12 protein-coding genes are annotated in these 12,694 nt (G+C 47.9%); 9 read left to right on the top strand and 3 right to left on the bottom strand.

Annotation, left to right across the window (positions count from 1 at the left end):
* Positions 1-24: 24 nt before the first annotated feature.
* Positions 25-2,001 (top strand): TonB-dependent receptor plug domain-containing protein, encoded by a 1,977-nt coding sequence (locus WBG78_RS12025; RefSeq protein ID WP_337326674.1) that lies wholly within the window; start codon positions 25-27, stop codon positions 1,999-2,001.
* A 5-nt stretch (positions 2,002-2,006) separates the two neighbouring features.
* The gene (locus WBG78_RS12020; RefSeq protein WP_337326673.1) at positions 2,007-2,519 is read left to right on the top strand and encodes a YfiR family protein; all 513 of its coding nucleotides are present in this window, start codon (positions 2,007-2,009) and stop codon (positions 2,517-2,519) included.
* Between the two features lie 3 nt (positions 2,520-2,522).
* Here WBG78_RS12020 and WBG78_RS12015 read toward each other — a convergent pair whose 3' ends face one another.
* Entirely contained in the window at positions 2,523-3,473 is a 951-nt protein-coding gene (locus WBG78_RS12015; protein ID WP_337326672.1) for a Ppx/GppA phosphatase family protein, read from the bottom strand.
* Between the two features lie 118 nt (positions 3,474-3,591).
* On the opposite strand from WBG78_RS12015, the gene WBG78_RS12010 reads away from it, so the two are divergent.
* The 5 genes from WBG78_RS12010 to WBG78_RS11990 all read left to right on the top strand — a co-directional run bounded on the left by WBG78_RS12010 (position 3,592) and on the right by WBG78_RS11990 (position 8,346).
* Positions 3,592-5,163, top strand: coding sequence for an acyl-CoA carboxylase subunit beta (locus WBG78_RS12010; protein ID WP_337326671.1), 1,572 nt, complete (start codon positions 3,592-3,594; stop codon positions 5,161-5,163).
* A gap of 110 nt (positions 5,164-5,273) precedes the next feature.
* Positions 5,274-6,344 (top strand): M42 family metallopeptidase, encoded by a 1,071-nt coding sequence (locus WBG78_RS12005; RefSeq protein WP_337326670.1) that lies wholly within the window; start codon positions 5,274-5,276, stop codon positions 6,342-6,344.
* A gap of 99 nt (positions 6,345-6,443) precedes the next feature.
* On the top strand, positions 6,444-6,626 hold the full coding sequence (locus WBG78_RS12000) for a hypothetical protein (RefSeq protein WP_337326669.1): 183 nt from the start codon (positions 6,444-6,446) through the stop codon (positions 6,624-6,626).
* 91 nt (positions 6,627-6,717) lie between these two features.
* Positions 6,718-7,230: a YfiR family protein gene (locus tag WBG78_RS11995; protein WP_337326668.1), complete on the top strand. Its 513-nt coding sequence runs from the start codon at positions 6,718-6,720 to the stop codon at positions 7,228-7,230.
* A gap of 72 nt (positions 7,231-7,302) precedes the next feature.
* Entirely contained in the window at positions 7,303-8,346 is a 1,044-nt protein-coding gene (locus tag WBG78_RS11990) for a PAS domain-containing sensor histidine kinase (RefSeq protein ID WP_337327155.1), read from the top strand.
* A 362-nt stretch (positions 8,347-8,708) separates the two neighbouring features.
* On the opposite strand, the gene WBG78_RS11985 is transcribed toward WBG78_RS11990, so the two are convergent.
* Positions 8,709-9,935: a 3-phosphoshikimate 1-carboxyvinyltransferase gene (locus WBG78_RS11985; protein ID WP_337326667.1), complete on the bottom strand. Its 1,227-nt coding sequence runs from the start codon at positions 9,933-9,935 to the stop codon at positions 8,709-8,711.
* Between the two features lie 97 nt (positions 9,936-10,032).
* Between WBG78_RS11985 and WBG78_RS11980 the strand changes: the two genes are divergently transcribed.
* Positions 10,033-10,227 carry a hypothetical protein gene (locus tag WBG78_RS11980; RefSeq protein WP_337326666.1) on the top strand — a complete coding sequence of 65 codons (195 nt, stop codon included), beginning with the start codon at positions 10,033-10,035 and terminating at the stop codon, positions 10,225-10,227.
* 9 nt (positions 10,228-10,236) lie between these two features.
* Here WBG78_RS11980 and aroB read toward each other — a convergent pair whose 3' ends face one another.
* The gene (gene aroB / locus WBG78_RS11975; protein WP_337326665.1) at positions 10,237-11,277 is read right to left on the bottom strand and encodes a 3-dehydroquinate synthase; all 1,041 of its coding nucleotides are present in this window, start codon (positions 11,275-11,277) and stop codon (positions 10,237-10,239) included.
* Positions 11,278-11,345: 68 nt separating this feature from the next.
* On the opposite strand from aroB, the gene WBG78_RS11970 reads away from it, so the two are divergent.
* Positions 11,346-12,563: a proline dehydrogenase family protein gene (locus WBG78_RS11970; RefSeq protein WP_337326664.1), complete on the top strand. Its 1,218-nt coding sequence runs from the start codon at positions 11,346-11,348 to the stop codon at positions 12,561-12,563.
* Positions 12,564-12,694: the final 131 nt, after the last annotated feature.

Here is a 12,694-nt window from a genome sequence, read left to right as displayed (position 1 = left end):
GAAGATTCTACAAATCTCCATATAATGACTTTCTATAACCGAGTCTTTCTGGTTGCAGCCTGCACAATCCTGTGCCTTCGTACGGGTGCGCAGGACCTGGATTCACTGATGAACCTCAACGCATTTACAGCGGAGAGTGATCTCCAGAAAATACTTAACCAACGTGTAGCCGTATCGTCAAAGAACGGACTTACCACACGCGAGACGCCAGGTATCGTTAGTGTGATATCCAGCGAGGAGATCAGAAACAGCGGCGCACGTGACCTTGGAGATTTGTTGAGACTCGTACCTGGTTTTGATGTGTTGCAGGATCTGCAGTTTGTTACCGGTATCGGATTGCGAGGCAGCTGGGCGAACGAAGGTAAAGTCCTTGTAATGCTCGACGGCCACCCGATGAATGAGCTTCTGTATCAAACAGTGGCGCTTGGAAACCGCTTTCCTATCGACGCTATCTCAAGAATAGAAATCATACGCGGACCGGGCTCGGCAACCTATGGCGGATCGGCAGAGTACGGAGTAATAAACATTGTAACTCAGGCAGCAGAAAGTCTGAACGGTGTCGCTGTTTACGCCACAGGTGGTTTCCACGCTCAGGCTACTGGACGCACGAACGCCGGCGTCATGGTGGGACAAAAAGGACAGGATTTGTCGTGGGATTTCTCAGTCTTTGCGGGTAAGGGTATCGTTAGTGATGGAAAATACCAGGACCTGTTTCAAAACGGGGAAGTGCAGGACTTATCGAAAGTAACCAGCTCCGACCCTACTAATATCAATGCGGGAATCAGGTACAAAGGACTTTCATTCCGCGGGATGTACGATCGCTATGAGACTTCGGATCCGATCACGTCTGTCTCTAACAAGGGCTTTTATGCTGACCTGCATTATGATTGGCAGGTAAACAAAAAACTCACCATCGTACCTCAGATAAAATACTACAATCAGTTACCATGGAGCTATGGCGACCGGGAAACTGGAGAGACACAATTCAAAGTACGCGCTACCCGTTTCCTCAGTCAGGTAGAAACTCGTTACGCAATCTCAAGGAAGGCCAGTGTAACTGCTGGTGCCATCTATTTTCAGGACCAGGGCAAAGATCTGTTGAATGGTGATTTGTTTAATGGAGAGCAATCTCTCCGATTGAGCAACTTTGCCTTTTACGGCGAAGGACTGTTTAAGCACCGGTTGGCCAACGCCACCGTTGGGTTTCGGTATGAAAAGAACAATCGCTACGGGGCAGCTTTTGTGCCTCGTATCGCTGTGACGAAAAAGATTGAGAATCTTCATTTCAAAATATTGTACAGTCAGGCCTTTCGTGCCCCTTCAATACAAAATATCAACATAGCACTGAATGGTTCGGTCAAGCCCGAAAAGTCGGATGTCTTCGAATTCGAGGTAGGATATCAGTTCACACCTCAGATGCTGTTTGCTGTGAATGCATTCGTAATCACTACGAGAGACGTGCTCATATATGGATCGGAAGGAGAGGGGGAGTCGTTTAATGAGTGGTATGAAAACTATGCGCGAAGCGGCAGCAAGGGCTTCGAGGCTATTTACAATGTTCGAGGAAAATGGTGGTACGGGACGGTGACTTATTCTTACAGTACAGCTGGTAAGAATACAGTAACCACATATGAAGTTCCCGGACAAAGTCAGTACGTTGGTTTTGCCAAGAACAAGGTCACACTAAATACAAACTTCCAGCTATTGAAGCAGCTTAGCTTTAATCCGTCATTGGTGTATGCAAGCAGACGCTTTGCGTATCAGTCTATTGATGAAAATGGTGAGCCGGTAATAGGAGAGATGCAGCCTTATCTATTGGTAAATGCATTCCTGCACTACACGAATGTGCTCCCGGGCTTGAGCGTTGGAGCCGGTGCTTATGATATCGCGAATCAGCGTCCGGGTATCCCGGAAGCTTACAACGGTGGCTATGCTCCGATTCCTGGCCGCAGCCGTGAATATGTTGTGAAACTCTCTTATCAACTCGATTTCAAAAAATAGAATCCATGCGCCCCCTCGTATTTATATTTTTGATTATTGCGTTGGTTGTCAATTCATCCAGGAGCATTGCTCAGACCACCAACTACCAGGTATATGCTTTGTTTGTTGTGAACATTGCCAAATATTCTGAATTTCCTCAGCTGCAGGGCGAACTCGAAATCGCGAGCTATGGAAAGTCCAAAGCCTACGATGAATTACTAAAGCAAAACGGTAAGAACGTGAATGGCCACACGCTGAAAGTGACTCAGTCCGACGACATCTCAGTGCTCCAAAAAGCAAGTGTGATTTATATTGCCGATAATAAAAGTAATACCCTTGATGAGGTCCTGAAAGCAACGGAAGGTCGCCCCGTGATGATCATATGCGAGCGCGAAGGACTTTTTCGCAAAGGAGCCGGGTTGAGTTTCGTGGTAACTGATAACAACACCCTCAGGTTTGATGTTAACAATGCGGAGCTCGAGAAGCGTCAGATTAAGATCTCCAAGAATCTCACGGCCCTGGCAAATACCATCCTATAAAGGTTATACGCTAACGGTGCCCCTGGGCGATGTTTCGCGAATCAGCGTTGCCAGTACGCCTTCTTTAAGCGCATAGGTCGAAACCCGGATCCGGTTAAAGGCGTGTTTCGATAGTACATAACGGATCAGGCAACAGGCTACGACGATCATATCCACGCGCATTTCAATCATTCCTGGAATCTGCATCCGCTCCTCCCGGTTCTTATGCAACAGATCCTCGTAGATCTCATAGAAGCCGTCAAGAGATAATGGCGTTTCTATTTCTTCGAGTCCCTTATGAATGTCATGTGTGATGCAGAAAATATCACTCAGCGTGTCGAACGTTCCGGATGACCCGATAAGAATTCGGGGGTTGAATTTTGTCAATGCTTCGAAGAGAGGATTAAGAGTATCATCGAAGTGTTTGTCAAGAGCGGCTACTTCATCTAATGTAATCGGATCGCTCTTGTGAAATTGCTCCAGCAGACGCTGGGCGCCAATCTCCAGACTCTTCTTCCAATAGATACGGTCGTTATCACTGATGATGAACTCAACGCTGCCTCCTCCAATATCCATGATGAGCGACACTTCGGAGATATCCATGGCAGCACGGGCACCCATACAAATGTATTCAGCTTCCAGATCGCCACTGATGATCGTTGCTTCGATGCCAGTAATCTCCTTAATGCGGTTTACGACATCTTCACCGTTTGCTGCATTGCGAAGAGCGCTTGTGCCAAATGCATAAACCCTTCCAACCTTTTGCTGATCGATAGTGTTTTTAAAACTCTGCATGGCCAGTAGGGCCCGGTGTAAGCCCTGATCAGTAATCACCCCGTTGTTGATCCCATCCTTGCCGATTTTCACGGCCAGCCGTTCTCTGTAGGTAATATGGTAGCCGCGACTATCCGCTTCTGCAATGAGCAGGTGGAAAGTATTCGTACCCATGTCTATAATCGCGATCTTGGTCTCCAAAGGGCGGGCTGGGTTAGGGCGCGTGAAGATACGAATTTTAGAGTGCCGGGCAACGCCGCCAATAACGCTGTGAAACGCCAAAACCGGCTATATTTAACGCCTAAACCACACGTCACGAATGGCAAGACGAATAACCAAAGACCAGCAGCTGCAAACCCGATTTGATGAGCTGGAACGCAAGAACGAAGAGTCGCTGTTAGGAGGCGGAGAAAAACGAATCAGCCAGCAGCATGCAAAGGGCAAGCTCACTGCCCGGGAGCGGGTAGAGCTACTTGTGGATGAAGGCACATTCGAGGAGTTGGGTAAGTTCGTCATGCACCGAAGCAAGGACTTTGGGCTCGATAAGGAATACTATCTGGGCGATGGCGTCGTAACAGGCTATGGCAAAATCAACGGCCGGCTGGTCTACGTATTTTCTCAGGATTTTACGGTCTTCGGCGGATCTCTTTCAGAGACCCACGCCGAGAAGATCGTAAAAGTTATGGATCTCGCCATGCAGAATGGTGCCCCAATCATAGGGTTGAATGACTCTGGTGGTGCACGTATTCAGGAAGGGGTAGTATCACTGGGCGGTTATGCGGACATATTCTATCGCAACACTCTGGCTTCTGGTGTCGTGCCTCAGTTATCCGCTATTATGGGTCCATGTGCCGGCGGCGCAGTTTACTCTCCGGCTATTACCGATTTCATATTTATGGTGGAGAACACATCGTTCATGTTTGTGACCGGACCGAACGTTGTGAAAACAGTAACGCACGAAACAGTTACTGCGGAGGAGTTGGGTGGCGCCATTACCCACAGCACTAAAAGCGGCGTAACTCATTTTGCCTGTGCCAACGAGGCTGAATGCATTATGAAGATCAAAAGCCTGTTAAGCTATCTGCCGCAAAACTGCGAAGATGACGCTCCACGGCTTCCCTATACGCCTGGCGACGAAAAGCGTCCGCTGCTGAACGACATCATCCCGGCAAATCCGAATCAGCCATATGACATGCGTGAGATCATCCAGGCTGTCGTGGATCAGGATTCTTTCATGGAGGTACATCAGAACTTCGCGGAAAACATTGTCGTGGGCTTTGCGCGTATCGCCGGACGTAGCATTGGTATTGTTGGCAATCAGCCTGCTTCGCTCGCAGGCGTGCTGGATATTCATTCAAGCGTAAAGGGTGCCCGGTTCGTAAGATTTTGCGATTGCTTCAACATACCGCTCCTGGTATTGGAAGACGTCCCGGGATTCTTACCGGGAACTGACCAGGAATGGAATGCAATCATTACCAATGGAGCGAAGTTGTTGTACGCGTTTTCAGAAGCAACAGTACCACGGATTACGGTTATCACGAGAAAGGCATATGGCGGTGCTTATGATGTGATGAACTCGAAACATATCGGAGCTGACCTGAACTTCGCCTGGCCAACAGCCGAAATTGCTGTGATGGGCGCCAAAGGTGCGGCTGAAATTATATTCAAAAAGGAAATTGCTGAAGCTGCCGATCCTGAAGCAAAGCTTGCAGAAATGGTCGACAGCTATACGCATAAGTTTGCTAACCCATATCGCGCCGCGCACCGTGGATATATCGACGAAGTGATTTATCCGGATGAGACACGGGAAAAGCTTATAAGGGGATTTGCCATGCTGGAAAATAAAGTGGCAAAGCAGCCAAAGAAGAAGCACGGCAATATTCCCCTGTAACTTGACCGGATACCCGGGGTTACGGCAAGCAGAATTACGACGGCCGTAAAAGATTGTTTCAAATCATAGAAAAGGATAGTCATTAAACACGCTCATAAATCAATTCTATCATGGATAAAAAAAGCAGGGATTTTCTCTTCAGGTATTTAAACAACTCATCGCCTACTGGTTTTGAGTCGTCGGGCCAGCAGATATGGCTTGATTACATCAAACCTTATATTAATTCTCACATTGTTGATACGTACGGGACTGTTGTCGGTGTCGTCAATCCGAAAGCGGAGTATAAGGTAGTTATCGAAGCTCACGCCGATGAAATCTCCTGGTTTGTGAATTACATCACCGAAGATGGTTACATCTATGTGAGGCGAAACGGTGGTTCGGACCATCAGATTGCACCTTCCAAACGCGTCAACATCTATACAGAAGACGGAATTGTGAAGGGAGTGTTTGGCTGGCCGGCTATTCACGTTCGGGATGCTGCGCGTGAGGAAGCTCCGTCACTTAAGAACATATTCATTGACGTTGGTGCTGAATCCAAGAAAGAAGTGGAAGCCATGGGTGTTCACGTCGGATGCGTCATCACCTTTGAAGATGAGTTGATGGAGATGAACAAGAGGTGGCTTGTAGGAAGAGCACTGGATAACAGGATGGGAGGCTATATGATCGCTGAAGTTGCCCGACGACTGTCAGAGAATAAGAAGAAACTTCCCTTTGGTCTGTACATCGTTAATGCCGTTCAGGAAGAAATCGGTTTACGTGGGGCTGAGATGATATCGCGCAGGATCAAACCTGACGTCGCCATTTGTACTGACGTTACTCACGATACTCAGTCACCGATGTATAATAAAAAGGAAAGCGGAAACCTGAAAGCAGGTGCCGGTCCCGTGCTTTGTTATGGGCCAGCGGTTCAAACAAACGTTCTCAAAATGGTACTCGATACGGCCCAAAAAAGGAAAATTCCTTTTCAGCGCCAGGCGGTTTCCAGATCAACCGGAACGGACACAGATTCTTTTGCTTATTCTGCGGAAGGCGTTGCATCGGCGCTGATCTCCCTTCCTTTAAAATATATGCATACAACTGTTGAGATGGTACACAAAGATGACGTGGAGAATGTAATTAATTTGATCTACGAATTCCTGTTACAGCTCAAATCCGGCCATGATTTCAGGTATCTGAAGTAAATCCTGACTCAAAACCTTACATCGCTAAGTTTGCGATCCTAATAGGCTCTTCCACCGTTGTGGGGGGGCCTATTTTTGTATCTGCAAACTGGAAATACTATGAACATGATAATTGGATTAGTCAGAAGATTTGCAGCAAGCTGGACTGGCAGCCGATTTGCTAATACTAAGAACACGGAAGACAACGGTACGACTACCTATACATTTTCCGGACGTTCCGATAGCGACAAGGGACGTGGCGGGAAACTGAAACTACAACCGGTCTCCGTTAGAACGAAGTAACAGACGACGAACGACGGTTACCGAAAGTGACAATTAGAAATGAACTAAAAACAAATAAATCGATACTAAAAAGCCCAATAAATTCTGACCTATGAAACGCACATGTTTACTACTTGCATTTGCCCTTGGAATCGCGATAAATGGTATGGCGCAAGATCGCCCTACGCATGAGATCCACGCTGCGATGCTTTACAACTTTATCAAGTATGTACAATGGCCTAACGAAGCTGACGGTGGCGAATTCGTTGTCGGTGTAATCGGCGACGAGCAAGTATTCAATACACTTAAGGCATGGTACGACGGCAAGCCTAAAGGCACAAAGAAGTATGTGATCAAAAAACTTTCTTCTGCTGATGAAGCCAATAGTTGCCAGGTGGTTTACGTTGGTAAATCAAAGAACAAAGACTTTGAAAACATCAAGACCAGCGTGAATGGCAAATCTATCCTTACTATTACTGACGGAAACGGACTTGGTGAGAAGGGTAGCTGCATCAACTTTAAAGTAGTTGATGGTAAATTGAAATTTGAATTGAATCAGGCAACTGTCAGCAGCTCGAACCTTAAGGTTTCGACGCAGCTCAGCTCGATGGCCATCCTGATATAGTAATAACACATGTTTCCGGGGACGTCCACCCCTCCCAACCGGTAGCATTAGAGCGCGAGATTTGTGAAGGAGATGTTTAGGGAACTGGTAGAGAATTCGGAAGACATTATAATCGTAACGGACAGCGATTTTAATATTCGGTATATTTCATCATCTGTGAGCACGGTGTTTGGTTTCGACCCGCCGTCAGTGGTTGGAAAGAATATATTCGAATACATTGAGCAGGACAAGATTGCCCCTTGGCGCGACTTGTTGAGGCAGGTAACCTCGTCCTGTTCAGATGAGTTTTCGGTATATGTCGGTGGACAAAAAAGATATTTTGATGTCCACGTAGCTAACCTCCTTGACTCGGATAGTGTTCAGGGAGTTGTTCTCAAGCTGCACGACATAACCGATAAAAAACTGAGAGAGCGTGAATTGAAAAGGTCCAATGAGCATTTGGACCAGGTGATCTATAAAACGACACATGATCTCAAGGCACCGCTTACTTCTGCGCTGGGATTGATCCAGATTGCAGAACGGGCGCGTGACGAAGAAAAGGATCAGTATATTCGTTTGATCAAGAAGAGTCTCCAGGGTCTCGATGCTTACATTGAAGAAATGAATAATTTCTTTCGCAATGAAAAGCTCGCGCTCCAGCGCGAACGCATCGACTTCAGAGATATGCTGCAACAGGTTCAGGAGTCACTCATCAATGTCGCTTCAACAACGAACATTGATGTTCTCGTGAATCATGATGAAAGCCTGCCCTGGTATTCAGATTCGATTCGGGTAAAGACAATTGTCAACAACATTTTTTCGAACGCTATCAAGTATCAGGATTTGCAAAAGCAGAATCCTTTCATCAAAATTGCCACGCGCATCACTCCCGAATTTTGCGAGATTAGTATTGCGGACAATGGCATTGGAATCGAAGAAGAGTTTCAGGATAGAATCTTTGACTTGTTCTTCAGGGCTACTGATCAGGCCAACGGGACTGGTCTCGGACTGTTCATCGTTCGGGACACTATACAGCGCTTGAATGGATCAATAACGGTGGATTCTGTTGTCGGTAAAGGCACAACATTCTTCATCAGAATACCCAACCAGCTGCATCAGAATGTAGCGGTTGCATAAAGAGTTTCGTACGGGGTCATAGAGTTTTTACAGAGAGGGTCTTTTCTCTATGTGCCCTGTACGATTTTTAAAGACATGGCTCGCAGCAGGCGGGCATTTCCGCCAATGGCGGTTTGAAAGATTAAACGTACACGCCACAAAGTTTTTACAGAGAGGGTCTTTTCTTTGTGTGCTGTGTACGTTTTTTTTTCCTCTCAACACCCCCTGCATCATCACTCGATATGTTTTTCTGAACAGCAATATTTCCCCAGCTGATTCCTCAGATGGTTCTTGCGAAGTTCTGATTACAGCAGTTTCTAATCGACGTCTGTAAGACAACAGGAAGTCATGCGAATATTGTTCGAGGCAATTCTCTGAACCAATCACTCACTCGCTACAGGCACGCCGAAAGAAGCGATGTCGTTCCAAAAGTTGGGATACGACTTTCTAACGACTTCCGGTGATTCAATATCCACATCCATTATAGCAGCCAGAGGTGCGAATGCCATGGCCATCCGGTGATCTTTGTAGGTGGCAAAGCGAGCAGTCGCCGGAAGCTTTGAAGATGGTATCAGCGTCCAGCTCTCACTGTTGTTTTCAACCAGGTCTGCATTGATCTTACGGAGTTCATTCTGAAGCGCGGCAATTCTATCAGTCTCTTTGATGCGAAGGCTCTCAAGTCCTGTAAAATGACCCTTAACTCCTCTGGCAGCGCAAACAACCGCGATTGTTTGAGCAAGGTCCGGGCAATGGGTGAAATCCCACTTCAATTCGCTCAGATCCGAAGTCTTCGTGAGATTCAGCAATCCATCTTTCATCGAAGCGGTTACCCCCAACGATTTCATGATATTCACGACAGCACTGTCGCCCTGAAGAGATTCCAGCGACAGTCGGGGGAGCTGAATAGTTGCTCTTTCTGCAAGGGAAGCAAAAGAGAACCAGTAGCTGGCCGCCGACCAGTCGGATTCAACAGTAAAGTCGGCTGACTTATAAGCCTGATGCGGAATCGTAACAACGTTTCCTGACATCGTGCACTGAACTCCGAAGTGCTTCATGATGGCACCGGTCATGTCAATGTAAGGGCGGCTGCCGATGCGACCTGTAAGCTCCAGGGTAAGTCCCTGAGGAAGGAGAGGCCCGATCATCATGAGGGCAGATATGTACTGGCTGCTCACGTCGCCGCGTATCCGTATCGTTGATATGCGCTGATTTGAAAAGCCCAGCGTTTCATGTGGAGGGTAGCCCTCCTTGCCCAGGTAGTTGATTGTTGCTCCAAGCTCGCGCAACGCGTCAACGAGGAGGGCTATTGGACGCTCCATCATACGGTCAGTTCCGGTAAGGACTTTGTTCTTGCCGGTCACTGCAAAGAAGGCGGTAAGAAACCGCATCGTTGTACCGGCGTCCTCAACGTCTATTGTCTTTTCGGGCGATCCGACGAGACGCAGCATAAGCTGAGTATCGTTGGCGTCTGACAGGTTGTGCAAGGTCGCTGTATTTCCAGCGAGAGCATTTATGATCAACGCACGATTGGCGATGCTCTTGGATGCAGGCAATAGTGATGCTGTTCCGTTAAGAACAGTCGTTCGTTTGAGTCGGATGATAGAGTTCAATTATCCCTTTGAATTAAGGGGTGCAAAATACGTTTTGTGTGAGATTTTTTTGAATGAGATGCAACATTTGAGCCATTTGCCGGGTTAATGTTAATATATGAGTATGAGTACAGGAGGAAAACTAGTTCTTACAGTAGGGATTGCTTCAAGTGCGCTGTTGGCTGCCTGGTTATTGACCGGTGGCCGGAGAGTTAAGACCAGAGAGTTCGTTGTGAAAAAAGCCGAGAACCTCAAAGACGTGTTGAAGGTCGACCGCGCAGTTGTTCAGGAAGATGAGGCGTTTTACGTTTAATGCCTGATCTTACAGCGTTTGATAGAACGTCAATGCATTTTTTACTTCGTCAACGTTAATCTCGTAATCCCACAGGGCGTGTCCGATGCCGTTAAGCAGGACACACAGTATCTTATTGCCTCTGTTTTTTTTGTCCTGTAAAATCAACTGGCAAACTTCCTCTTCAGCTCTCCTGTCAATTTCAATTCGCGGATAAACGGACCTGATATATCTGCTAATCTCATCAAGCTGTTCTTTTGAAAGTAGTCCACGAATGTTTGCGATATATCCTTCTGCAATCAATCCTGCAGCAACGGCCTCGCCGTGCGTGACCTGTTCGCCTCGGTTAAGCAGGTGTGTCTCCAGCGCATGACCAATGGTATGACCGGCATTGAGAATCTTCCGCAATCCCTTCTCCTTAGGATCCTCAGCAGTCACCTTTGCCTTGAACTCAACGGAATGCCTGACAAGAATATCCCATGGCTGCGATTCCATTGTCTTTGATGAAAGCTGGTTCCACATCGACCGATCGCTGATCAAAGTATGCTTGATGATCTCGGCAAACCCTGAGCGCAGTTCGTGCTGCGGAAGGGTCTTCAAAAAGCCACTGTACAGTAGCGTAAGGGTTGGAAAGCAAAAGACACCAATGTGATTCTTAAAGTGATTGAAATCGACTCCGAGCTTGCCGCCGATACTCGCATCGCATTGCGACAGTAGCGTAGTTGGCACCAGCACAAAATCAATTCCCCGCTTATAGGTAGCAGCGCAAAACCCGCCCATGTCGCCCAAAACTCCGCCCCCTAAAACCACCAGGCACCCGTGCCTGTCAACCAAACTGTCTGTTAGCTGTTGCCAGATGTGGATGCAAGTTTCAAGGGTCTTTTGCGCCTCTCCGCTTTTGACTTCAATGATCAGAGAAACGGGAGTCGCCGCTGATATCAAAGGATAGCAATGGCGCCGGGTATTTTCATCTGTTAGTACAACAATCTGGCTGTAATTTTTCGACAAAAAGAAGGCTCGCAGGGATTCAGCAGGGTCAGCCGTGAACTGCACATTGTCAGGTATGGTCATGGGACGATTTTGGCCGAAAGTAATTAAAACGACGGAAAAGCAAATTTTGAGAACGAAAGGTTATGGCGATGAGCTTTATATTTGCGGCCGTTATCGATATGACAAAAGAAGCGGCAGGTAGTTTTGAGGACACGGAAATTGCATTCCGGTATAAGTCTAATGCGGCGATCAGGAAAGCCAACTTCATTTTTTCCGTAGTTAATCATCCCTGGATGTCGGCTCTCGCGACCGGGGCCGTTAAGCTGGCCCTTTCGATGCGTCTGCCGGTGGAACCGATCATCAGGGGCACTGTTTTTGACCTCTTCTGTGGAGGGGAAAGCATAGAGCGTACCGACAGATCCGTTGCGCACCTGGGAAAGTACGGAGTGAACACCATCCTTGACTATTCCGTAGAAGGCGAGGACTCCGACGCCGATTTTGATCGCGTCAGAGACGAGATCATCCGAACCATAGTAAAGGCCTCTTCATCTAAAAACATTCCGTTCTCGGTCTTTAAAACGACCGGGCTCGGCTCCAGTGATATCCTGGGGAAGCTCAACGATGGGCAATCTCTTTCCGGCGATGAGCATGCCTCTTTCGAGCGAACAAAGGAACGCGTGCTCGCCATTTGCAGTAAAGCACACGACCTGGGCGTTCCGGTGTTGGTGGATGCCGAAGAAACCTGGATTCAGACCCCGATTGATCAGCTGGCTTACGACATGATGGCCCGATTCAACCGGACAAAGGCCATCGTTTTCAACACTTACCAGTTGTACCGCGCCGACGGAGTCGATAATCTCAAAAAGGCCCACGCCGCCGCGGCCGGTAATTACCACCTTGGGGCCAAGCTGGTACGGGGCGCTTACATGGAGAAGGAACGCGCACGTGCAGAATCAATGGGCTATCCCAGTCCGATTCACGTTGACAAGGCGGCTACCGATGCGGCATTTAATACCGGGTTGGAGTTCTGCGTCCGCCACCACGACGTGATCGCCCTGATGTGCGGTTCCCATAACGAGTACAGCAACCACTATCTCACTCAACTCATGAACCAGTCGAAACTTGATCCCGGGTACAAGCGGATCTGGTTTGCGCAGCTGTATGGTATGAGCGATAATATTTCTTTTGTGCTGGCCGACAGGGGCTACAACGTTGCCAAGTACATGCCCTATGGCCCGGTGCGCTCGGTTATGCCTTACCTCCTCAGAAGGGCGGCCGAAAACACATCTGTGGCTGGACAAAGCAGCCGCGAGCTCATGCTGATCCGTAAGGAATTAAAGCGCCGGAAGGCGGCCGGCGACGCTTAGTTTCTTGCCACCTCCATAAGTCCCTTTCCAAAAGGATTTGATGCGAAATGACCTTCGCGGTCATTAATACTCTGAGGAAATTGAGGCACGTCGGCTGCGTGTATGCGAATTCCCTTATTTTTGCCCCAAAT

Origin of the sequence: Chryseolinea sp. T2 (assembly GCF_037203685.1) — a bacterium.
GTDB lineage: Bacteria > Bacteroidota > Bacteroidia > Cytophagales > Cyclobacteriaceae > Chryseolinea.
Note: the sequence above shows the minus strand (reverse complement) of the source record. Positions and strands in the feature narration are given on the sequence as shown.

What these genes read in the sequence shown, in the direction of transcription:
- WBG78_RS12025 (WP_337326674.1), top strand. Translation starts at nt 25, where the DNA reads ATGACTTTCTATAACCGAGTCTTTCTGGTTGCAGCCTGCACAATCCTG.
- WBG78_RS12020 (WP_337326673.1), top strand. Translation starts at nt 2,007, where the DNA reads ATGCGCCCCCTCGTATTTATATTTTTGATTATTGCGTTGGTTGTCAAT.
- WBG78_RS12010 (WP_337326671.1), top strand. Translation starts at nt 3,592, where the DNA reads ATGGCAAGACGAATAACCAAAGACCAGCAGCTGCAAACCCGATTTGAT.
- WBG78_RS12005 (WP_337326670.1), top strand. Translation starts at nt 5,274, where the DNA reads ATGGATAAAAAAAGCAGGGATTTTCTCTTCAGGTATTTAAACAACTCA.
- WBG78_RS12000 (WP_337326669.1), top strand. Translation starts at nt 6,444, where the DNA reads ATGAACATGATAATTGGATTAGTCAGAAGATTTGCAGCAAGCTGGACT.
- WBG78_RS11995 (WP_337326668.1), top strand. Translation starts at nt 6,718, where the DNA reads ATGAAACGCACATGTTTACTACTTGCATTTGCCCTTGGAATCGCGATA.
- WBG78_RS11990 (WP_337327155.1), top strand. Translation starts at nt 7,303, where the DNA reads ATGTTTAGGGAACTGGTAGAGAATTCGGAAGACATTATAATCGTAACG.
- WBG78_RS11980 (WP_337326666.1), top strand. Translation starts at nt 10,033, where the DNA reads ATGAGTATGAGTACAGGAGGAAAACTAGTTCTTACAGTAGGGATTGCT.
- aroB (WP_337326665.1), bottom strand. Translation starts at nt 11,277, where the DNA reads ATGACCATACCTGACAATGTGCAGTTCACGGCTGACCCTGCTGAATCC.
- WBG78_RS11970 (WP_337326664.1), top strand. Translation starts at nt 11,346, where the DNA reads ATGAGCTTTATATTTGCGGCCGTTATCGATATGACAAAAGAAGCGGCA.